21 protein-coding genes and 1 other RNA gene are annotated in these 19642 nt (G+C 64.8%); 14 read left to right on the top strand and 8 right to left on the bottom strand.

The genetic code is table 11. The features are described from left to right. Positions 1-4: 4 nt before the first annotated feature. The 6 genes from BBTA_RS28625 (at position 5) to BBTA_RS28600 (ending at position 6447) form a co-directional block, all read left to right on the top strand. Positions 5-1144, top strand: coding sequence for an ABC transporter substrate-binding protein (locus BBTA_RS28625; RefSeq protein ID WP_012045995.1), 1140 nt, complete (start codon positions 5-7; stop codon positions 1142-1144). Between the two features lie 75 nt (positions 1145-1219). Next, positions 1220-2095, top strand: coding sequence for a branched-chain amino acid ABC transporter permease (locus tag BBTA_RS28620; RefSeq protein ID WP_012045994.1), 876 nt, complete (start codon positions 1220-1222; stop codon positions 2093-2095). Then, positions 2092-3090, top strand: a complete 999-nt coding sequence (locus BBTA_RS28615; protein ID WP_012045993.1) for a branched-chain amino acid ABC transporter permease — start codon at positions 2092-2094, stop codon at positions 3088-3090. The genes BBTA_RS28620 and BBTA_RS28615 overlap by 4 nt, the downstream gene beginning before the upstream one ends. Further along, complete coding sequence (locus tag BBTA_RS28610; protein ID WP_012045992.1) at positions 3087-3830, top strand: ABC transporter ATP-binding protein; 744 nt, start codon at positions 3087-3089, stop codon at positions 3828-3830. Before BBTA_RS28615 ends, BBTA_RS28610 begins: the two co-directional genes overlap by 4 nt. Before the next feature lie 11 nt (positions 3831-3841). After that, on the top strand, positions 3842-4579 hold the full coding sequence (locus BBTA_RS28605; RefSeq protein WP_012045991.1) for an ABC transporter ATP-binding protein: 738 nt from the start codon (positions 3842-3844) through the stop codon (positions 4577-4579). Then, positions 4576-6447: a bifunctional sugar phosphate isomerase/epimerase/4-hydroxyphenylpyruvate dioxygenase family protein gene (locus tag BBTA_RS28600; RefSeq protein ID WP_012045990.1), complete on the top strand. Its 1872-nt coding sequence runs from the start codon at positions 4576-4578 to the stop codon at positions 6445-6447. Before BBTA_RS28605 ends, BBTA_RS28600 begins: the two co-directional genes overlap by 4 nt. Before the next feature lies 1 nt (position 6448). Here the strand turns inward: BBTA_RS28600 and BBTA_RS28595 are convergent, their stop codons facing one another. Beyond that, positions 6449-7372: a LysR family transcriptional regulator gene (locus BBTA_RS28595; RefSeq protein WP_012045989.1), complete on the bottom strand. Its 924-nt coding sequence runs from the start codon at positions 7370-7372 to the stop codon at positions 6449-6451. An 89-nt stretch (positions 7373-7461) separates the two neighbouring features. Between BBTA_RS28595 and BBTA_RS28590 the strand changes: the two genes are divergently transcribed. After that, positions 7462-8250, top strand: a complete 789-nt coding sequence (locus BBTA_RS28590) for an NAD(P)H-dependent oxidoreductase (protein WP_012045988.1) — start codon at positions 7462-7464, stop codon at positions 8248-8250. A 22-nt stretch (positions 8251-8272) separates the two neighbouring features. Here the strand turns inward: BBTA_RS28590 and BBTA_RS28585 are convergent, their stop codons facing one another. From BBTA_RS28585 to ssrA, 7 genes are all read right to left on the bottom strand, one after another. Then, the gene (locus tag BBTA_RS28585; RefSeq protein ID WP_012045987.1) at positions 8273-10150 is read right to left on the bottom strand and encodes a ferrous iron transporter B; all 1878 of its coding nucleotides are present in this window, start codon (positions 10148-10150) and stop codon (positions 8273-8275) included. Between the two features lie 24 nt (positions 10151-10174). Next, positions 10175-10450 carry a FeoA domain-containing protein gene (locus BBTA_RS28580; RefSeq protein WP_012045986.1) on the bottom strand — a complete coding sequence of 92 codons (276 nt, stop codon included), beginning with the start codon at positions 10448-10450 and terminating at the stop codon, positions 10175-10177. 107 nt (positions 10451-10557) lie between these two features. After that, positions 10558-10845, bottom strand: coding sequence for a ribbon-helix-helix domain-containing protein (locus BBTA_RS28575; RefSeq protein WP_012045985.1), 288 nt, complete (start codon positions 10843-10845; stop codon positions 10558-10560). Then, positions 10845-11030, bottom strand: a complete 186-nt coding sequence (locus tag BBTA_RS28570) for a DUF4169 family protein (RefSeq protein ID WP_012045984.1) — start codon at positions 11028-11030, stop codon at positions 10845-10847. The genes BBTA_RS28575 and BBTA_RS28570 overlap by 1 nt, the downstream gene beginning before the upstream one ends. Before the next feature lie 235 nt (positions 11031-11265). Then, the gene (fumC, locus tag BBTA_RS28565) at positions 11266-12690 is read right to left on the bottom strand and encodes a class II fumarate hydratase (protein ID WP_012045983.1); all 1425 of its coding nucleotides are present in this window, start codon (positions 12688-12690) and stop codon (positions 11266-11268) included. 96 nt (positions 12691-12786) lie between these two features. After that, positions 12787-13314, bottom strand: coding sequence for an SspB family protein (locus BBTA_RS28560; RefSeq protein WP_012045982.1), 528 nt, complete (start codon positions 13312-13314; stop codon positions 12787-12789). A gap of 273 nt (positions 13315-13587) precedes the next feature. Then, positions 13588-13955, bottom strand: a transfer-messenger RNA (tmRNA) gene (gene ssrA / locus BBTA_RS38500). Between the two features lie 94 nt (positions 13956-14049). Here ssrA and BBTA_RS28555 point away from each other — a divergent pair. The 7 genes from BBTA_RS28555 to BBTA_RS28525 all read left to right on the top strand — a co-directional run bounded on the left by BBTA_RS28555 (position 14050) and on the right by BBTA_RS28525 (position 19511). Next, the gene (locus tag BBTA_RS28555; protein ID WP_012045981.1) at positions 14050-14646 is read left to right on the top strand and encodes a chromate transporter; all 597 of its coding nucleotides are present in this window, start codon (positions 14050-14052) and stop codon (positions 14644-14646) included. Further along, positions 14643-15176 (top strand): chromate transporter, encoded by a 534-nt coding sequence (locus BBTA_RS28550; RefSeq protein WP_012045980.1) that lies wholly within the window; start codon positions 14643-14645, stop codon positions 15174-15176. Before BBTA_RS28555 ends, BBTA_RS28550 begins: the two co-directional genes overlap by 4 nt. A gap of 96 nt (positions 15177-15272) precedes the next feature. After that, positions 15273-16052, top strand: a complete 780-nt coding sequence (locus BBTA_RS28545; RefSeq protein WP_012045979.1) for a tripartite tricarboxylate transporter TctB family protein — start codon at positions 15273-15275, stop codon at positions 16050-16052. A gap of 7 nt (positions 16053-16059) precedes the next feature. Further along, positions 16060-17571 (top strand): tripartite tricarboxylate transporter permease, encoded by a 1512-nt coding sequence (locus BBTA_RS28540; RefSeq protein WP_012045978.1) that lies wholly within the window; start codon positions 16060-16062, stop codon positions 17569-17571. A 147-nt stretch (positions 17572-17718) separates the two neighbouring features. Beyond that, on the top strand, positions 17719-18513 hold the full coding sequence (locus BBTA_RS28535) for a thymidylate synthase (RefSeq protein ID WP_012045977.1): 795 nt from the start codon (positions 17719-17721) through the stop codon (positions 18511-18513). Between the two features lie 3 nt (positions 18514-18516). Further along, positions 18517-19002: a GNAT family N-acetyltransferase gene (locus BBTA_RS28530; RefSeq protein ID WP_012045976.1), complete on the top strand. Its 486-nt coding sequence runs from the start codon at positions 18517-18519 to the stop codon at positions 19000-19002. Beyond that, positions 18999-19511 (top strand): dihydrofolate reductase, encoded by a 513-nt coding sequence (locus tag BBTA_RS28525; protein WP_012045975.1) that lies wholly within the window; start codon positions 18999-19001, stop codon positions 19509-19511. The genes BBTA_RS28530 and BBTA_RS28525 overlap by 4 nt, the downstream gene beginning before the upstream one ends. The last annotated feature ends 131 nt before the right edge of the window (positions 19512-19642 follow it).

The raw sequence follows: 19642 nt of genomic DNA, 5'->3' as shown, positions 1-19642 counted from the left end.
CAACGTGAGATCGATCATCCTGGCTGGCCTGTGCTCGGCCGCGCTGCTCACCGGAGCTGCCTACGCGCAATCCGGCGCGCCCATCAAGATCGCTGATGTCGCCGAGCTCTCGGGCGGCGGCGCCACCGTCGGCAACAATTGGAAAAACGGCATCGACCTCGCCGTCGAGGAGATCAACGCCAAAGGCGGTATCCTCGGCCGCAAGATCGAGGTCAGCCACGCTGACTCGCAATCCAACCCCGGCGTCGCGCGGGCCCAGGTGCAGAAGGCGCTCGACGGCGAGCCCTATGTGCTGCTCGGGCCCGGCTATTCGGGCTCGGTGAAGGTCACGGCACCTTTGGCCGCTGAAGCCGGCATCACCCAGATCATGGGCGGCGAGGCAGCGGAGCTCACGCAGGCCGGTAACAAGTTCCTGTTCCGCACTTCATTCGGCCAGCAATCGTCGATGCCGAAGGTCGCGAAATACATCAACGACGAGCTGAAGGCGAAGTCGGTCGCGGTGGTCTGGGTCAACAACGATTTCGGCCGCGGTGGACGCGACGTCATCACCAAGGAGTTCAACCGCCTCGGCATCAAGGTCGCGGCCGATCTGTCGACCGAAGCCGGCCAGGCCGACTTTGCGGCCGACGTCAGCAAGATCAAGGCCGCGGCGCCCGACGCCGTCTTCATCTACGTCAATGAGGAAGAGAGCGCGCGCATCCTGAAGGAGATCAAGCGCCAGGGCGTGACGGCGCCGCTGATCGGCGAGACCACGCTGGTCGGCCAGAAGGTGATCGAGCTCGCCGGCGACGCCGCCAACGGCGCGCGCGGCCATGTCGGCCTCACCACCGATGCGCCGGTCGAGGCCGTCAAGGCGTTCCGCGACCGCTTCGTGAAGAAGTACAACTACGTGCCCGACCATAATGGTCTCAAGGGCTACCTTGCGATCTACATGGTCAAGGCGACGACCGAGAAGATGGGCAAGGTCGACTCCAAGGCGTTCGCCGATACCCTGCACGGCCTGACCATCAAGACGTCGGCCGAGCCGAACATCCTGATGGATGTCACCTTCGACCAGAACGGCGACATCGATCGCCAGGGCTTCCTGGTCGAGGTGGTCGAGGGCAAGCAGGTGGTGAAGCAGGTGCTGCCGAAACTCAACTGAGGACACCGGTGGATCGGCGGCGCTTGGAGGGGTGATGTCCGGCGCCGCCGTCACCCAAGGGCTCACGGGGAAACCATGTCCAATCTGCTCGACCTGATCGTGGCGGGGCTCGCCACCGGCGCCATCTACGCGCTCGTCGCCGTCGGCTTCACCTTGCTGTGGCAGACCTCCCAGACCATCAACTTCGCCCAGGGCGAGTTCGTGATGCTGCCGGCCTTCCTGATGCTCGCGGTGATGCATCTCGGCGCGCCGTTCTGGCTCGCGGTGCTCGTCGGCATCGCCCTGTCGGCGCTGCTGCTCGGTCTCGCCTTCAAGATGCTGCTGGTCGATCCGATGCTGCGGCATGGCGTGCTGCCGCTGGCGATCGCCACCATGGCGCTCGCGATCGGGATCAAGGAGGTGGTGAAGCAGTTCTTCAGCGCCGAGGCCTCACCATTCCCCTCGATCGTGCCGGTTGGCGATGTGTCCATCCTCGGCCGCGCGATCTCGCTGCAGAGCCTCGGCGTGCTCGCTGTTGCGATCCTGGCCGTCGTCGGCCTGACCACGTTGCTGAATCGTACCTCGCTGGGTCACCAGATGCAGGCGGCGGCGCAGAACCCGACGGTGGCGCGGATCATCGGCGTGCCCGTCGAGCGCATGATCCTGTTGACCTTCCTGATCAACGCCGTGCTGGTGGCGCTGGCCTCGGTGCTGATCACGCCGATCTATCTGGCGAAATTCTCCAGCGGCGAGGTGTTGGGGCAGGCGGCCTTCATCGCCGCGATCGTCGGCGGCTTCAACCAGGTGCGTGGCGCCATCGCCGGCGGTTTGCTGATCGGCGTCGTCGACAATCTGGCCGCCGCCTATGTCTCCACCCAGTATCGCGCCGCCGTGCCGATGCTGCTGCTGATCCTGATGATCCTGTTCCGGCCGCAGGGCCTGCTCGGACGAGCCGAGGAGCGCACGGTATGAGCAAGCACAGCAGACTGCTCCTCGTCGCGCTGGCGATTATCGTCATTGCCGGCCTGATCATCATCCCGATGAACTTCAACCGCTATGGCCTGTACATCCTGAGCCAGTGGGCGGTCATGACGATCGCGGCGATGGGCCTCAACCTCACGCTCGGCTATGCCGGGCAGGTGTCGCTGGCGCAGGGCGCCTTCGTCGGCATCGGCGCCTATGGCGCGGCGATCCTGACCACGCATGGCTGGCCGCTGATATCCGCGCTCGGGCTCGTCATCGTGATCTGCTTCATCGTCGGCTGGCTGCTCGGCTATCCGGCGCTGCGCGTGCAGCATCATTATCTCGCTTTCGTCACGCTCGCCTTCTCGACCCTGATGTTCCTGGTGTTCCGCAACGAGAGCTGGCTCACCAACGGCATCTACGGCATCAGCAACATTCCCCGCCCGGAGATCTTCGGCTTCCCGACCCGCAAGCCGTTGCCGTTCTATTATCTCTGCCTGGGCTCGCTCGGCCTGGTCACGCTCGCAATGTGGTGGCTGATCCGCTCGCCCTGGGGCCGCGCCTTCATGGCGCTGCGGGAGAATCCCATCCGGGCGCAGTCGCTCGGCATCGACACCCGTCGCTACACGTTGATGGCGTTCGCGATCGGCTCCGCGCTCGGCGGCATCGCCGGCGTGCTCTATGCGCCGCTGACGCAATATGTCGATCCCGTTCCGTTCAACCTGCAGCTCTCGCTCGATCTCCTGATGATGGTGATCGTCGGCGGCTCCGGCTTCATGCTCGGGCCGTTCCTCGGCGCCATGATCGCGGTGCTGCTGCCGGAGTGGCTGCGCTTTGCCGAAGGCTATTATCTGATGCTGTACGCGGCGGCCGTGATCGCTCTGCTGATCTATTCGCCCAGCGGCATCCTCGGCATCCTCGACCGCTATCTCAGCTCGCGGCGGACCCAGGCGGCGTCGGCCTTGCGCGCCGCCGCCCAATCCAAGCTGGAGGCCGCTCGATGACCGCAGTCCTCGATGTTCGCGACGTCAAGAAGAGCTTTGGCGGCATCACCGCCGTCAACGGCGTCAGCTTCGACGTGCAGGAAGGCGAGATCCTCGGCCTGATCGGTCCCAATGGCTGCGGCAAGTCGACGCTGTTCAACTGCATCCTCGGCCAGCTCGTGCCGAGCGCCGGCGAGGTGAGGGTCGACGGCAAGCTCGTCACCGGACAGCGGCCGGCTGATCTAAACCGTCTCGGCGTCAGCCGCACCTTCCAGCTGCTGCAGGTGTTCCCAAAGCTGTCGGTGCGCGACAATCTGATCCTTGCCGGGCAGGAGCATCGCGGCAGCATGCTGTCGCGCTTGTTCGGGCCATCGGATGCGGGCCTCACCACGACCGCCGATCAGATGATCGGCTTCTTCAAGCTGGAGCATCTCGCCAACGAGCCGGCCGGTGGCCTGTCCTACGGCCAGCAGAAGCTGCTCGATGCGGCAATGGCCTTCATGGGCGGACCGCGGCTGGTGCTGCTCGACGAGCCCGCCGGCGGCGTCAATCCGACCATGCTCGGCGACCTCAAGGAGCGGCTGATCGCGATCAACCGCGAGCGCCGCGCCACCTTCGTCGTGATCGAGCACAACATGGAGTTTGTGATGTCGCTGTGCTCGCGCGTCATGGTGATGGCGGAGGGCAAGGTGCTGGCGATCGGCAAGCCCGACGAGATCAGGGCCAATCCGGCCGTGATCGAAGCCTATCTCGGACATTGAGGGACCAGGCGATGAGCGATCCCATTCTCGACGTCCAGAACCTCGTCGGTGGCTACGGCAAGATGACGATCCTCAACGGCACCACGTTCTCGGTGCCGAAGGGATCGATCACCACCGTCATCGGACCGAATGGTGCCGGCAAGTCGACCGTGTTCAAGGCGATCTTCGGCCTGCTGAAGCTGCGCGAAGGCAAGGTGGTGTTCAAGGGCCGCGACGTTACGGGCTTGAGCCAGCGCGCGCTGCTCGGCGCCGGAATCTGCTACATCCCGCAGGGCCGCAACATCTTCGGCGAGCTGTCGGTGCGGCACAATATCGAGCTCGGCGGTGTCGCTGCCCCGGCCAGCATCGATCTTCCCGCCCGAATCGAGGCGGCGCTCGACGTCTTTCCGGTGCTGCGCAAGAAGGCGGACCGGCAGGCCTCGACTCTGTCAGGCGGCGAGCAGAAGCAGCTCGAGATCGCGCGCGGGCTATTGCTCGAACCGCAGCTGGTGCTGATCGATGAGCCCTCGATCGGCCTGTCGCCGCTGATGGTGCAGCAGACCTTCGACATGCTGAAGCAGCTGCGCGATCGTGGCGTCTCCGTGCTCCTGATCGAGCAGAATGCGCGCTCGGCGCTGGAGATCTCCGATTACGGGATCGTGCTCGAACTCGGCCGCACCCGGATCGTCGACAAGGCTGATCGCGTGCTGGCCGATCCGCGCATCGGGCAATTGTTCTTGGGCGGAGCAATGGAGGAGACGGCGGCATGAACACGCGCTCGATCGCGACGGTCTCCATCTCAGGCGCGCTCGATGAGAAGCTCAAGGCGATTGCCGCGGCAGGCTTTGAAGCGGTCGAGATCTTCGAGAATGACCTGATTGCGTTCGGGTTGCGCCCGCGCGAGATCCGGCAGATGTGCCGCGACCTGGGGCTGTCGATCTGCGCCTATCAGCCGTTCCGCGATTTCGAGGGCATGCCGGAGCCGCAGCGCGCGCGCGACTTCAACCGCGCCGAACGCAAATTCGACCTGATGCAGGAGCTCGGCACGGATCTGCTGCTGATCTGCAGCAGCGTGTCGCCGGCCTCGCTCGGCGGCATCGACCGTGCTGCCGCCGATTTCCACGAGCTCGGCGAGCGCGCCGCCAAGCGCGGCCTGCGCGTCGGCTACGAGGCGCTGGCCTGGGGCCGCCACGTCCATGACTATCGTGACGCCTGGGAGATCGTGCGCCGCGCCGATCACAAGGCGATCGGCGTCATTCTCGACAGCTTCCACGCGCTGGCACCGGCGCTGCCGACCGACGCGATCCGCGCCATCCCCGCCGACAAGATCTTTCTCGTGCAACTCGCTGACGCGCCGAAGCTCGAGCTCGACGTGCTATCCTGGAGCCGGCATTTCCGCAGCTTCCCCGGGCAGGGCGACCTCCCGGTTAGCGCGTTCATGGAGGCGGTGGCGGCGACCGGCTATTCCGGGCCGCTGTCGCTCGAGATCTTCAACGACCAGTTCCGCGCAGGTTCTGCGCCGCGTACCGCGCTCGACGGCATGCGTTCGCTGCTGCTGCTGCAGGATGATCTGGCCGGGACGATGCCGGCTGCGTCCGAGCCGCGCTTCGAGCCCCGCGTCAAGAGCCACGGCATCGGCTTCGTCGAGTTCGCCGTCAGCGAGGACAAGGCGGCGTCGCTGGCGACGTTGTTCCGCCAGCTCGGCTTCCGCAACACCGGACGCCATCGTAGCAAGGCAGTGCAGCGCTGGACGCAGGGCGCGGTCGAGCTGGTGATCAATTGCGAGCCGGCGAGCTTTGCGCATTCGCATTACGTCACGCACGGACCCGGCGTCTGCGCGCTGGCACTCGACGTCGACAGCGCCGACCGCGCCATGGCGCGCGCGCAGTCCTTGAAGACCCGCACCTTCGTGCAGCCGGTCGGTCCGGGAGAGCTGGAGATCCCGGCGATCCACGGCGTCGGCGGCAGTCTCTTGTATTTCCTCGACACGCACGGCCGGCATTGGGACGTCGATTTCGAGGCTGTTACCAGCGACGCGGGGGCCGACCGGCTCGTTGCGGTCGATCACATTGCGCAGTCCATGCCGCACGAGGAGATGCTGTCCTGGCTGCTGTTCTACTCGGGGCTCATCGACTTCTCCCGCCTGCCGCAGATGGAGATCGCCGATCCCAGGGGCCTCGTGCAGAGCCAGGCGATCGTCAACGGCGATCGCAGCCTGCGCTTCATCCTTAACGGCTCGACCGCGACGCGGACGCTGTCGTCGCGCTTCATCTCCGAATTCTTCGGCTCCGGCGTCCAGCACATCGCTTTCTCCTGCGACGACATCTTCGCGGCCGTGGCCGAGATGCGCGCCCGCGGCGCCGGCTTCCTCGACATTCCCGACAATTACTACGACGATCTCGAAGCCAAATATGATCTCGCGCCCGAGACCATCGCGGCGCTCCGCGCCAACGAGATCCTCTACGACCGGGACGGCGACGCGGAGTTCTTCCAGGTCTACACCCATATCTTCGAGGAGCGCTTCTTCTTCGAGATCGTGCAGCGGCGCAACTATCAGGGGTTTGGCGCAGCCAATGCCGCGATCCGTCTTGCGGCCCAGGCCCGCGAGGTGCGGCCCGACACGATGCCGCGACTGTAGCTCAGGGCTCTGGCTGGATCCCCGGCAGGCGGACGACCTCCGCGGCGAGATAGTCGATCATGAGCCGCACGCGCGCGATGCCGGCGCGCTCGGGGACGATCAGCATGTTGAGCGGAGCCGATGGCAGACGGTGGTCGGGCAGGATCACCGTCAGCCTGCCCGCCGCAATGAGGTCATCGACCAGCCAGGCATGGCTGCCGCCGATTCCGCGTCCCGACAGCACAGCCTCTCGAACCCCGAGCCCGTGATCGGTGCGGAAGCTGCCTCTGAACGGCACCTCATGTCGTTCTCCGTCGGGTCCCAGGACGACAAGCGTCTCGCTGCCCGCGACGTTGGTCATGCGGATGCCGTCATGGCCGATCAGGTCCTGCGGCGTACGCGGCGTGCCGCGCCTCGCCAAATAGTCGGGAGACGCGACCAGCAGCCGGTGTGAGTGGCCGAGCGACCGCAGCTTCAAGGAGCTGTCGGAGAGCGGTGCGAGACGCAGCGCGATATCGACACCGTCGCGGACGAGGTCGATGCGTTCGTCGGTCAGGTTGAGGTCAACAGCAATGTCGGGGTAGCGGTCCTGGAACGCGAAGATGAGCCGCGTGATGTGCAGGATGCCGAACGCTGCCGTGCAGGAAATGCGGATGATGCCGCTGGGCGCGCCGCGCGTGCCGCGCGCTTCATCGCCGGCCTGCTCGATCAGCCGCAGGATCTGAACGCAGTTGGTGTAGTAGCGGCTGCCTTCGTCGGTCAGCGTCACCCGCCGCGTGGTGCGGCTGAGCAGCGGCACGCCGACGGTCTCCTCCAACTCGTGCAGATGGCGGGTGATGGTGGACTGCCCGACGCCGAGCTCGCGCGCCACTGCCGACAGGCTGCCGCGCTCGGCGACCCGGACGAAGCTGCGCATATGCGCGATGCTGACGTCTGATTTATCCATAATTCGGCATAATGTTATCGATATGCGCTATATAGTGGATAGATGAGGGCACGTCTATGTCTTGGCTGTTCCAACAAAGGATCCAAGCCATGAACGTGCTTCTCGTCTTCGCCCATCCCGAACCCCGCTCGCTGAACGGCGCCTTGCGCGACGCGGCCGTTGCCGAGCTCGCGGCCCAGGGGCACGAGGTCAGGGTCTCAGACCTCTACGCCATGGGCTGGAAGTCGGCCGCCGACCGTGCCGACTTTCCGCAGCTTCCACCAGACGCGCGCCTCAACGTCGCGACCGCGTCCGGCGAAGCTTTCAAGGCGCAGATCCTCACCGCGGACGTCAGGGCCGAGCAGGACAAGCTGCTCTGGGCTGACGCGGTCATCCTGCAGTTTCCGCTGTGGTGGTTCACGATGCCCGCGATCCTGAAGGGGTGGGTCGACCGCGTCTATTCCCAAGGCTTCACTTATGGCGTCGGCGAGCACAGCGACAAGCGCTGGGGCAACCGCTATGGCGAGGGCGTCTTCGCCGGCAAGCGGGCGATGCTGGTGGTGACCACAGGCGGCTGGGAGGAGCACTATTCGGAGCGCGGCATCAACGGGCCGATCGACGACCTGCTGTTTCCGATCAACCACGGCATCCTGTTCTATCCCGGCTTCGATGTGCTTCCGGCCTTCGTCGCGCACAAGGTGGGCCGGCTCGATGAAGCGGGCTTTTCAGATGTCGCGGAGCGACTGCGCGCGCGGATGCGGACGCTGTTTACGGATCAGCCGATTCCCTATCGTCGCCAGAACCACGGCGACTATCTGATTCCGTCGATGCAGCTCCGGCCGGAGCTTGGCGAGGAGGGCACGCGCGGCTTCGCGCTGCATGTGGCCGCCGCGCGATGACGGCGGCGGGCGCGGGACAAGGTCAGCCCGCGCCCATTGCGACCGCGATGTGGTAGGTTGCGAAGGCCGCCGCATAGGCGAGCGCGAACATGTAGAAGAAGGTCACGGCCATCCACCGCCAGCTGCCGGTCTCGCGGCGGATGACGGCGAGCGTCGAGGCGCATTGCGGAGCGAAGATGTACCAGGCGAGCAGGGCCAGCGCGGTGGCGAGGCTCCATTTGCTCGCCAGCACCTGTCCGATCTGCTCGGCCGCCTCCTTGCCGCCTTCGATCGCATAGACCGTACCGAGCGCCGCCACAGCGACCTCGCGGGCGGCCATGCCGGGCACCAGCGCGACCGCAATCTGCCAGTTGAAGCCGACCGGGGTGAGCAGGGGCGCGATGGCCTGGCCGATCATGGCCGCCAGGCTGTAATTGATCGCCGGCTCGGTGGCGCCCTCCGGGGGCTGGGGGAACGAGGCCAGGAACCAGATCAGCACCATCATCGCAAAGATCGTGGTACCGGCCCGCTGCAGGAACATCTTGGCGCGGGTGTAGATGCCGATCGCGATGCCGCGCAGCCGCGGCATCTTGTAGTCCGGCAGCTCCAGCATGAACGGCGCCGGCTGATAGTCGCGCATCATGAAGAACTTGATCAGGAACGACACCGCGAGCGCGCTCACGATCCCCGCGGCGTAGAGCCCGAACATCACGAGGCCCTGCAGGTTGATCAAGCCCCACACTTTGGTCGGCGGGATGAAGGCCGAGATGATCAGCGTATAGACCGGGATGCGCGCCGAGCAGGTCATCAGCGGCGCGATCAGAATCGTGGTGAGCCGGTCGCGCCTGTTGTCGATCACGCGCGTCGCCATGATGCCGGGAATGGCGCAGGCGAAGCTTGAGAGCAGGGGGATGAAGGCGCGGCCATGCAGCCCGGCGCCGCCCATGATGCGGTCCATCAGGAACGCGGCGCGGGCCATGTAGCCGAAATCTTCCAGCAGCAGGATGAACAGGAAGATGATGATGATCTGCGGCAGGAAGACGATGACGCTGCCGACGCCGGAAATCACGCCGTTCTGCAGGAAGCTCTGCAGCAGGCCTTCGGGCAGTTGGTCGTGAACGAGCTGGCCGAGCGCGTCGAACGAGGCCGACAGCACTTGCATCAACGGTTGCGCCCAGGCGAACACCGCCTGGAACATGACGAAGAGAATGACCAGCAGAACGAGCAGACCGCCGACCGGATGCAGTGCCACCGAATCGATCCGAGCCGTCCAGGTGTCGGGACGCTCGGGCAGGCTGACGGTGGCCGCGATGATCCGATCGGCCTCGCGCTGGGTGGCACGCAGCTCCGGCACGGTGAGAGGGCGCCAGGTATTGGCGCGATCGCCGGCGGCGTCGGCCGCCTGGGCCAGCAATTGGTCGGTCAGCCGCAGGAGGTCGTCGGTCCCGCCCTTGCGGACCGCGATCGAGGTGACGACTGGAACGCCCAGCGCCTGCGACAGACCGGCAACGTCGACCGTCACGCCGCGCCGCTTGGCGATGTCGAACATGTTCAGCACGAGCGCCAGCGGGCGCCCGGTGCTCTTGAGCTCGAGCAGGAGCCGGATCGTCAATCGGAGATTGGTGGAATCGGCCACGCACAGCACGAGGTCGGGCAGGACTTCGCCGGTGGCGCGTCCAAGCACGAAATCGCGCGTGATCTCCTCGTCCGGGCTGCGGCCGCGCAGGGAATAGGTGCCCGGCAGGTCAACCAGCGAGATCTGACGGCCCTGCGGGGTGACAAAGGCGCCCTCTTTGCGCTCGACCGTGACCCCGGGATAATTCGCGACCTTCTGACGGCTTCCCGTCAGGGCGTTGAACAGCGAGGTCTTGCCACTGTTGGGCGTACCCACCAGGGCCAAATGCAGCAAGGGGCTTTCCATGGGCAACGCCTTCCGCGCGGCTTGTTACGCCACGATGACGGCCATGGCTTCGCGCCGGCGGACCGCGACAGTGATGTTATCCACGCGCACGGCGATCGGGTCGCGCCCGACGATCCCCTCATGCAGGATTTCGACGCGGGCGCCCTCGACAAAGCCGAGCTCGATGAGACGGCTCTCGAGCTCGATGTCCGAGAGAGACGAACTCGCGCCGCCAGCGGCGAGGTGCTGGATCGTTCCAGTATAGCCCCGCCGGGCCAAGCCGAGCGGCTGAGGCGGCCGTGTATCGCAGATTTCGCTCATAGCCTGTATTTTCAATCGCGTGCCAAGAGGTCAAGCGCGGCATGCGAAATGCCGCTGCATCTTAGAGCGATTTTAAACAGGCCGGGCGAACCGCCCTCTGATCTGCCTCAAGGAGCCGCGGCAGAGGCCGTATGCCGGCTGTCCACCGTTGCCTTCGGCTCGCCCGCCGGGGTGCCGGCTGCGCGGTTCTTGAAGTGATCGAGCACGAACAGCCGGATTGCCGACGACAGGTTGCCCTGCTGGCGATTGCTGTCGATCTCTCCGACCAGTTCGGACAGGGTCATGTTACGGAGACCCGAAATCTCCTTCATTCCGTTCCAGAACGCCTCTTCGAGGCTGACGCTGGTCTTGTGACCAGCAACCACGATTGAACGTTTTACGACGGGCGACTTCATCACGCGTCCTCGCCATTGATACGATGTTGATCGAGTAATTCATTCGCGCGCTTGTCGCGTTGAGCGTCAGTTGCGCGTTCGGACTTCGTCCTGCCATAGCGTGCGCGGTTGGTGTCAGCTGCTTGCGCCGCCTGATCGCGCTCGACGCGCTTCTTGAAACGCTTCAGATTGATGACGTCCCCCATTTTCACTCCGATCAGTAAGCTGTCGAACCTTGCGGCGGGACGAGCCCCGTCGCGCAGATGAGCCAAGGCGTTATTCGGACGATCACGTCATCGCTCCCTGATAGTTCGTCGCCAATCGCTTCGTTGCGAGCGGGGCAAGTATTTCACCAAACGCAGCAGAACTTGTAGTCGAGAGTATCCTTTAGGGGTTAACGGCGAGAATTGCATCACCCCCCGTAGTACTACGGTACTACCGTCATGATCTCCCGGGCCTGGTCATCTTCTCAGGCTGGACCAGAGCATCAAATTCATCTTCGGATACGAAGCCGAGCCGCGTCGCTTCTTCTTTCAAGGTGGTGCCGTTCTGATGCGCTGTCTTCGCCACCTTGGCGGCGTTGTCGTAGCCGATCTTCGGCGCCAGCGCGGTCACCAGCATCAACGAACGTTCCATTAGCTCGCGAATCCGCTTCTCATCGGCGCGAATTCCAGCCACGCAGTGTTCGCTGAATGAACGAGCGGAATCACCTAGTAATTGTATGGATTGCATCGTGCAATGTGTGAGTAATGGTTTGTAGACGTTCAGTTCGAAATGACCTTGGCTGCCGGCGATCGTAATAGCGGTGTGATTACCGAACACTTGGCAGCATACCATCGTTAGTGCTTCGCACTGAGTCGGATTTATCTTGCCTGGCATGATGGAGGAGCCGGGCTCGTTCTCGGGCAGAATCAGTTCGCCCAGCCCCGAACGCGGGCCGGACCCCAGCAGGCGAATATCGTTGGCGATCTTGAACAGGCCGGCGGCGGCGGCATTGATTGCGCCGTGCACATAGACATAGGCGTCGTTCGACGCCAAAGCTTCGAACTTGTTCACGGCACTGGTGAAGGGCAGTCCGACGATGTCCGCGACGTGTCGGGCGAACAGCGTGGCGAACTCGGGAGCGGCGTTCAGCCCGGTGCCCACCGCCGTGCCGCCCTGGGCCAGCGGCAGCAGATCGCGGGCGGCGGTCTCGATCCGGGCGATGGCGCTCTCGACTTGAGCCGCATAGCCGGAAAACTCCTGTCCGAGCGTCAGCGGCGTCGCATCCTGGGTATGGGTCCGGCCGATCTTGACGATGCCGGAGAACGCCTCCTGCCGGGCGCGCAAAGCCGCCAGCAGCTCCGAGAGGGCCGGCAGCAGGTGGCCGGCAATGGCCTGCGCCGCCGCAATATGCATCGCAGTCGGAAACGCATCGTTCGACGACTGGCTCATGTTGACGTGATCGTTCGGGTGCACGGGCTTTTTGGTCCCGAGCTGGCCGCCCAGCAGCTCACTGGCGCGGTTTGCGATCACCTCATTGAGGTTCATATTGGTCTGAGTGCCGGAGCCGGTCTGCCAGACGACCAGCGGGAAATGGTCGTCGAGCTTGCCGTCGATGACCTCCTGGGCTGCGCTGATGATCGCCTCCGCCGTCCGTGGCTCCAGAAGTCCGAGCTCGCGGTTCGTCTGTGCCGCAGCGCGCTTCACCAGCGCCAGGGCACGCACGAGGCCCATCGGCATCCGGTCGTTTCCGATCCGAAAATTCTGCCGACTGCGTTCGGTCTGAGCGCCCCAGTAGCGGTCGGCTGCGACCTCGATCGGGCCAAGGCTGTCGGTCTCGGTGCGCGTCGGCCGATCTGATAATGAATTAGCTGAATTCGTCATGAAGCATGCCCATGATTGGTCGCGAACCGGACTGTTCCGGTTCAAGCATGCTTCAATCTATGGCGTGATCCGCCGTTCCGTGCGCGACGAATGCGCCTACTTCTTACGGAAGCGGTCGAGGCGAACGACCTCCGCGCCTTCTCCGGAGGGAGCGGGCGGCTCCGGCTGGTCATCCGCCGCGCTGGCTGCGGCGACCGGAGCCGGTGCCAGCGCGGCAGGGGCAGGCGCGGCCGGAAGCTTCGGGCTGGCGGGCGTCTCGGCAATGGCCTCGGACGGCTCGAATTGCAGCCCGAACTGCACCGAAGGATCGAAGAAGCTCTTGATGGCGTGGAACGGCACGACCAGCCGTTCCGGAATGCCGCCGAACGACAGTCCGACCTCGAAGCGATCCTCGGTCACCACCAGATCCCAGAACTGGTGCTGCAAGATGATCGTCATCTCCTCCGGATACTGCGCCAGCAGCCGCGGCGAGAGCTTCACGCCTTCGGCCTTGGACACGAAGGTGATGAAGAAATGGTGCTCGCCGGGAAGCCCATGGGCGGCGGCATCGCTCAAAACCCGGCGCAGCACCCCGCGCAGCGCGTCGCGCGCCAACACATCGTATCGAATATGATCCGTCGCCATGTTCGGTCCTGTATCGTCGCGGGGCGCGCCCGCCCGCTTGTGCCGGGCTGCCGCGCCCACTCGAAAAGCAGCGTTCCCGACTCGTCGTCAACCATCGTACCGCGCCTCTGCGCCGGGGTCAGCAACCAAGCCGGTTCCATCTGACATAGGGCGGTGCCCCAAACGGCGAAAGCCCGGACGGAAAGGAATGAACAGGAAAGGCAGCTCAATACAAGGCAGTGAACCGCGACAAAGTGAAACTCAATGGGATTCAAGGTAGTGAGATCAAGGTAAAGTGGAGGCTTCTGTTGCCAGGTGCCTCCGAACCCCGCCTAACGGAGCTTAACCCGTTAGGACTTTAAGGTGGTCTTTCAAACTGCGTTACGCAGCCTGAGCAACCGGAGCAAAGTTGTCGTTGGCAACTATTGCAGTAGCCCGATAACGGCGGAACAATACCGGGAAAAAGCTCGCCCTTTACGCCCTCGTCGATCCTATTTCGCCCCCGCCGAAGCCCGACATCCGAGATGTCTCCAAGGCGGACTTTGGTGGAGGCGCCGGGTACCGCCCCCGGGTCCGAATGGTTTATTTCGACGGCGATTTATTTCCATAGCCGGCAAGCCGGCACCCCCTATATAGGCCGCTCGGCGGTGGATGCACAGACCCTGCGGGCGGCGTCGTGCGACAAAAATGTGGGCTGTTGCAGGGAACCCCTGGTTCGATCTTGGCAGGCCCGTTTTCATCCTCTTACAGTGCGGCATGGCTAACCGAATTGCGTCGGCGGCCTCGCCTGGCGCCGACATCGCCAAAGATCCGCCCAGTCTTCGTACGCTCTTCTTCGCTTTTGCGAAAATGTCGCTGTCGGGGTTCGGCGGCGTGCTGGTGTTCGCGCGCCGCGCGATTGTCGACGAGCACCGCTGGATGACGGCCGAGGAGTTCAACGAGACGTTCGCGCTGTGCCATTTCCTGCCCGGGCCCAACATCGTCAACCTCGCGATGGTCTTCGGTGCGCGTCTGCGCGGCGTGGCCGGAGGCCTTGCGGCCTTCGCCGGCCTGCTCGGCCCGCCGCTGTTCTTGGTCACCGCCTTGGCGGCGCTCTACGGCCATTTCGGGCAGATCGACGCGCTGCGACAGGCACTGGCCGGGGTGTCCTGCGTGGCTGTGGGCCTGCTGGCTTCGGTGGTGTTTCGGATGATGTCGCCGCTCTTGAAGAAGAGCGACGTGCTCGGCCTCGCCGTCATGCTCGCGGTGTTCATCGCCATCGGGCTCGCCCGGCTGCCGTTGGCGGAGGTGCTGCTGGTCGCCGTGCCGCTCAGCCTTGCCGTGGCCTATGCCAAGATGCGATGGGCGCGATGAGCGGCGACGACAATCCGATCTTCCAGCTGTTCTGGACGTTTGCGCTGATCTCGCTGTTTGCAATTGGCGGCGCTGTTGCCGCGATTCCCGAATTGCATCGTGTTGCGGTCGATGTCCGGCACTGGATGACCGACAAGCAGTTCGCCGACGCCTTCGCGCTGTCGCAATTGTCGCCCGGACCCAACGTTCTGATCGTCGCCCTGATCGGCTATTCGGTCGCAGGCGTCGCTGGCGCTGCGGTCGCGACCATCGCGATGTGCGGCCCTACGGCCGTTCTTTCCTATTTCGTCAGCCGCTGGCTGGCGAATGCGCGAGAGGCGCGCTGGTCCGGCGTGCTGCAGGCCGCATTGGTGCCGCTGTCGATCGGTCTGATGGCCGCGAGCGCATGGATCCTCGGCCTGGCCTCCGACCGGACGTGGCCAGGCTTCGTACTGACCGTCATCGCCGCCCTCGTCGCATCGATGACACGGCTCAATCCGCTCTGGCTGTTGGCCGCGGGAGGCTGCCTTGGTTTCGCTGGCCTTCTCTAGGGAAAGCCGCTAGGCAAACAAAGCGGGTCCGGATCGCTTCGGATCCGCAAACGAGAACAATGTCGGCCGGCAAGGTCGATCGGGGGAGGGCGAGGCATGGCCGACACCACGGGCCAGTTGTCGGATAATGCGGCGAATACGCCGGCCGCACGCAACGCAATCGGCGCATTGATCATCCTGCTCCTCGCCTTTGCGCCGCAACTCGTCGAGCTTGCGATGGCGCTCGCGGGCCAGATTGCCGCACTCGCGGTGCGGTCTCCGCTGCAGGTCATGTCGGCGCATGGCGCAGCCCTTGTCGAATCGCTGCCGGCACTCGTTCGCCAATGGGCGGAGGGCGGCAAGATCACGCTGCGATCCGATGCGCTGCTCGTGCTGATCTACACCTATCCGTTGATGGCGATCGCGCTGTTCACCTGGCTGGTCCGGCCGCGCGCGCCGCAGGACTATTTCGGCGGCGTCGTACTGATGGCGATCGCCTTGTTCGCTCTGTGGGCTGCAAGCGACCTGTCGGGCATGCGGGGCTTCACCTTCGGTCCGGGTACCGCGCCGCGCATGCTCGGCGTGCTGCTGCTGGGCATGGGGGCTGCCGTCGCCGTGATCGGCCTGGTGACCGAGGGGCCGTCGCTCCAGATCTATCACTGGCGTGGGCCGTTATTCGTGTCGCTCGCGATCCTGAGCTTTGCCGTGGCGATCCGCCCCCTGGGGCTGATCGTCGCGGCGCTCGCGAGCTTCCTGATCGCCGCGCTCGGTACATCCGAAACGCGCTGGGGCGAGACGCTCATCGTGGGCGTCGTCCTGACCCTGGGCTGCGCGCTGTTGTTTCCTTACGTGCTCGGGCTGCCGATGCCGTTGTTTCCACGTCTTCTGGTGCAGTGAGGCCGGCATGCTCGATCTGTTCCAAAACCTCGCACATGGCTTTGCCGTCGCCTTGAGCCCGATCAATTTGCTGCTCTGCCTGGTCGGCGCGCTGGTCGGCACGTTGGTCGGGGTGCTTCCGGGCATCGGCACCATCGCGACCGTCGCGATGCTGCTGCCGATCACCTTCGGCCTGCCGCCGGTCGGCGCCCTGATCATGCTCGCCGGCATCTATTATGGCGCCCAATATGGCGGTTCGACCACATCGATCCTGGTCAACATCCCGGGCGAGGCGACATCGGTCGTCACCACACTGGACGGTTTCCAGATGGCCAAGCAGGGGCGGGCAGGGCCGGCTTTGTCGATCGCGGCCATCGGCTCGTTCGTCGCCGGCTGCGCGGCCACCGTGCTGATCGCCGTGCTCGGCGCGCCCCTGACCAGGCTGGCGCTGCTGTTCGGGCCGGCCGAATATTTTTCGCTGATGGTGCTGGGCCTGATTTTTGCGGTGGTGCTCGCCAAGGGCAGCGTGCTCAAGGCGGTGGCGATGATCGCGCTCGGCCTGTTGCTGTCGATGGTCGGCGCCGACCTCGAGACCGGCGCCTCACGCATGTCGTTCAATATCCCTGAGCTCGCCGATGGCCTGGGCTTCGCCACGGTCGCCATGGGCGTGTTTGGCTTTGCCGAGATCATCCGCAACCTCGACAGCGGCGCCGAATCCGATCGGGAGCTGGTGCAGCAGAAAATCACGGGATTGATGCCGACCCGCAAGGACCTCGCCGAATCGGCGCCGGCGATCTTCCGCGGCACGATACTCGGTTCGATCCTCGGCATCCTGCCGGGAGGCGGCGCCGTGATCGCCTCCTTCGCCGCCTATACGTTCGAGAAGAAGATCGCGCGCGATCCGTCCCGCTTCGGCCGCGGCGCTATCGCGGGTGTGGCCGCGCCGGAAAGCGCCAATAATGCGGCGGCGCAGACCTCGTTCATTCCGCTGCTGACGCTCGGCATCCCGCCGAATGCGGTGATGGCGCTGATGGTCGGGGCCATGACCATCCACGGCATTCAGCCCGGACCACAGGTGATGCAGAAGCAGCCCGACCTGGTCTGGGGCATGATCGCATCAATGTGGATCGGCAATCTGATGCTGATCATCATCAACCTGCCGCTGGTGGGCATCTGGGTGCGGCTGCTGCGTGTGCCCTACCGGCTGATGTTTCCTTCGATCGTGGTGTTCTGTGCCATCGGCATTTATTCGATCAACAATGCCCCGGTCGACGTGATCCTGGCCGGCGCCTTCGGCCTGTTCGGTTACTGGCTGATCAAGCATGATTTCGAGCCCGCGCCGCTGCTGCTCGGCATGGTGCTGGGGACGCTGATGGAGGAGAATCTGCGCCGGACGCTGCAGATCTCGCGCGGCGACTGGTCGGTCTTCATCACGCGCCCGCTGTCGGCCGCGCTGCTGGCGATCGCGGCCGCGCTCCTCGTCCTGGCCGTGCTTCCGGCGCTGCGGCGCAAGCGCGACGAGGTCTTCGTGGAGGGGTAGCGGGAATCCGGGAGGCGGGCGGGAACCTGGGTTCCCGCGCCTGCGCGGCTTCGACAGCGGCCAGCTTCCTGGGTATAATCGCCTGAATCTTGTGTCCGGAGGAAATCTCCTCCGCTACAGCTTGCGTTTTAACGGCAAGCATCGGCCATGCACCAATATCACGACCTGCTCGAGCGCATCCTGTCCGACGGCGCGGAGAAGCACGACCGCACCGGCACCGGCACGCTGTCGGTGTTCGGCCATCAGATGCGGTTCAATCTGGGCGCCGGCTTTCCCCTCGTCACCACCAAGCGGCTGCCGCTCAAGGCGATCGTGCACGAGCTGCTGTGGTTCCTGAGGGGCGACACCAACATCAAATATCTGCACGACCACGGGGTCACGATCTGGGACGAGTGGGCGGATGCCAATGGCGATCTTGGCCCGGTCTACGGCTATCAATGGCGCTCCTGGCCGACGCCCGACGGCGGCCATATCGACCAGATCGCCAATGTGATCGACATGATCAAGCGCAATCCGGATTCGCGCCGGCTCATCGTCACGGCGTGGAATCCGGCCGATGTCGAGAAGATGGCGTTGCCGCCGTGCCACTGTTTGTTCCAGTTCTACGTCGTCAATGGCAAGCTGTCGTGCCAGCTCTATCAGCGCTCGGCTGATGTCTTCCTCGGCGTCCCCTTCAACATCGCCTCCTATGCGCTGCTGACGATGATGGTGGCGCAGGTGACCGGCCTGAAGCCAGGCGAGTTCGTACACTCCTTCGGCGACGTCCATCTCTACTCCAACCACGTCGAACAGGCGCGACTGCAATTGACCCGTGCGCCGCGGTCGCTGCCCACGATGACGCTCAATCCCGACGTCAAGGACATCTTCGCCTTCCGCTACGAGGATTTCGCGCTCGCCGGCTACGACCCGCATCCGCACATCAAGGCCGAGGTGGCGGTGTAGCTGATGTCGCTGGTCATTCGCGGCGCCGGGCCGGCTGACATCGGCGTGGTCTTTGCCCTGATCCGGGAACTCGCCGACTACGAGAAGCTGTCGCACGAGGTCGTGGCGACCGAAGCGGACATTGCCGCCGCACTGTTCTGTGAGAATCCCACGCTGTTCTGCGACATCGCGGAGTGGAACGGCGAGGTCGCCGGCTTCGCGGTCTGGTTTGTCAACTTCTCCACCTTCGCAGGCCGTCCCGGCATCTATCTCGAAGATTTGTTCGTGCGGCCCGCCTTCCGCCGCAACGGCATCGGCCAGGCGCTGCTCGGCCATCTGGCGCGCCGCTGTATCGCGCGCAATTGGGCGCGGCTGCAATGGTCGGTGCTCGACTGGAACGCGCCCTCGATCACGTTCTACAAGTCGCTCGGCGCCGAGCTGCTGGATGACTGGACCCTGTGCAAGGTGACGGGCACGGCGCTGGTGCAGCTTGCGGAGCGGGCGCCATGATCGAGATCGTGCTCATCGTCGCAATGGCCGAGAATGGCGTGATCGGTGCCGCGGGTGCGATTCCGTGGCGGCAGAAGAGCGACATGCAGCGCTTCAAGGCGATGACGATGGGACGGCCCATTGTCATGGGCCGCAAGACGTTCATCTCGTTTCCGCGCCGGCCGCTGCCGGGCCGCACCAACATCATCGTCACCCGCGATGCCGCGTTCCACGCGCCCGGCGCCATCGTGACCCACTCGGTCGGTGAGGCGCTCACGATCGCCCGCGGTGACGCGCTGCGGCGTTCGGCCGCGGAAATCGCCATCATCGGCGGGGCGGAGATCTATGCCGCGACGATGCCGCTGGCCGACCGTCTGGAGATCACCGAGGTGCATATGAGCCCGCCGGGCGATACGCTGTTTCCGGCCGTCGATCCGGCTCGGTGGGAGCAGGTGGCGCGCGAGCGCCATGCGTCGGGACCGGACGATCAGGCCGACTTCTCCTATGTGACCTATCGCCGGAAGCGGTGAGCGCTGACGGCCGCCTGACGCCGTCCCGTCATCTCAAGACCATCCGTTAATGATGAAGTTCGCGTCGTTGGGCCGCTCCAGGCCGCCCTGACCGCGGCAAACCAGCGCTTCGGCCGCTGTTTACATTGACA

The organism is Bradyrhizobium sp. BTAi1, assembly GCF_000015165.1.
Taxonomy (GTDB): Bacteria; Pseudomonadota; Alphaproteobacteria; order Rhizobiales; family Xanthobacteraceae; genus Bradyrhizobium; species Bradyrhizobium denitrificans.
This window is presented reverse-complemented; position numbering and strand designations above follow the sequence as displayed.

Bases quoted from the DNA above. Each gene is read 5' to 3' on its own strand.
- BBTA_RS28600 (WP_012045990.1), top strand. From the start codon at position 4,576: ATGAACACGCGCTCGATCGCGACGGTCTCCATCTCAGGCGCGCTCGAT.
- BBTA_RS28550 (WP_012045980.1), top strand. From the start codon at position 14,643: ATGAGCGGCGACGACAATCCGATCTTCCAGCTGTTCTGGACGTTTGCG.
- BBTA_RS28580 (WP_012045986.1), bottom strand. From the start codon at position 10,450: ATGAGCGAAATCTGCGATACACGGCCGCCTCAGCCGCTCGGCTTGGCC.
- BBTA_RS28555 (WP_012045981.1), top strand. From the start codon at position 14,050: ATGGCTAACCGAATTGCGTCGGCGGCCTCGCCTGGCGCCGACATCGCC.
- fumC (WP_012045983.1), bottom strand. From the start codon at position 12,690: ATGACGAATTCAGCTAATTCATTATCAGATCGGCCGACGCGCACCGAG.
- BBTA_RS28560 (WP_012045982.1), bottom strand. From the start codon at position 13,314: ATGGCGACGGATCATATTCGATACGATGTGTTGGCGCGCGACGCGCTG.
- BBTA_RS28575 (WP_012045985.1), bottom strand. From the start codon at position 10,845: ATGAAGTCGCCCGTCGTAAAACGTTCAATCGTGGTTGCTGGTCACAAG.
- BBTA_RS28530 (WP_012045976.1), top strand. From the start codon at position 18,517: ATGTCGCTGGTCATTCGCGGCGCCGGGCCGGCTGACATCGGCGTGGTC.
- BBTA_RS28570 (WP_012045984.1), bottom strand. From the start codon at position 11,030: ATGGGGGACGTCATCAATCTGAAGCGTTTCAAGAAGCGCGTCGAGCGC.
- BBTA_RS28540 (WP_012045978.1), top strand. From the start codon at position 16,060: ATGCTCGATCTGTTCCAAAACCTCGCACATGGCTTTGCCGTCGCCTTG.
- BBTA_RS28610 (WP_012045992.1), top strand. From the start codon at position 3,087: ATGACCGCAGTCCTCGATGTTCGCGACGTCAAGAAGAGCTTTGGCGGC.
- BBTA_RS28605 (WP_012045991.1), top strand. From the start codon at position 3,842: ATGAGCGATCCCATTCTCGACGTCCAGAACCTCGTCGGTGGCTACGGC.
- BBTA_RS28535 (WP_012045977.1), top strand. From the start codon at position 17,719: ATGCACCAATATCACGACCTGCTCGAGCGCATCCTGTCCGACGGCGCG.
- BBTA_RS28595 (WP_012045989.1), bottom strand. From the start codon at position 7,372: ATGGATAAATCAGACGTCAGCATCGCGCATATGCGCAGCTTCGTCCGG.
- BBTA_RS28545 (WP_012045979.1), top strand. From the start codon at position 15,273: ATGGCCGACACCACGGGCCAGTTGTCGGATAATGCGGCGAATACGCCG.
- BBTA_RS28585 (WP_012045987.1), bottom strand. From the start codon at position 10,150: ATGGAAAGCCCCTTGCTGCATTTGGCCCTGGTGGGTACGCCCAACAGT.
- BBTA_RS28615 (WP_012045993.1), top strand. From the start codon at position 2,092: ATGAGCAAGCACAGCAGACTGCTCCTCGTCGCGCTGGCGATTATCGTC.
- BBTA_RS28525 (WP_012045975.1), top strand. From the start codon at position 18,999: ATGATCGAGATCGTGCTCATCGTCGCAATGGCCGAGAATGGCGTGATC.
- BBTA_RS28590 (WP_012045988.1), top strand. From the start codon at position 7,462: ATGAACGTGCTTCTCGTCTTCGCCCATCCCGAACCCCGCTCGCTGAAC.
- BBTA_RS28620 (WP_012045994.1), top strand. From the start codon at position 1,220: ATGTCCAATCTGCTCGACCTGATCGTGGCGGGGCTCGCCACCGGCGCC.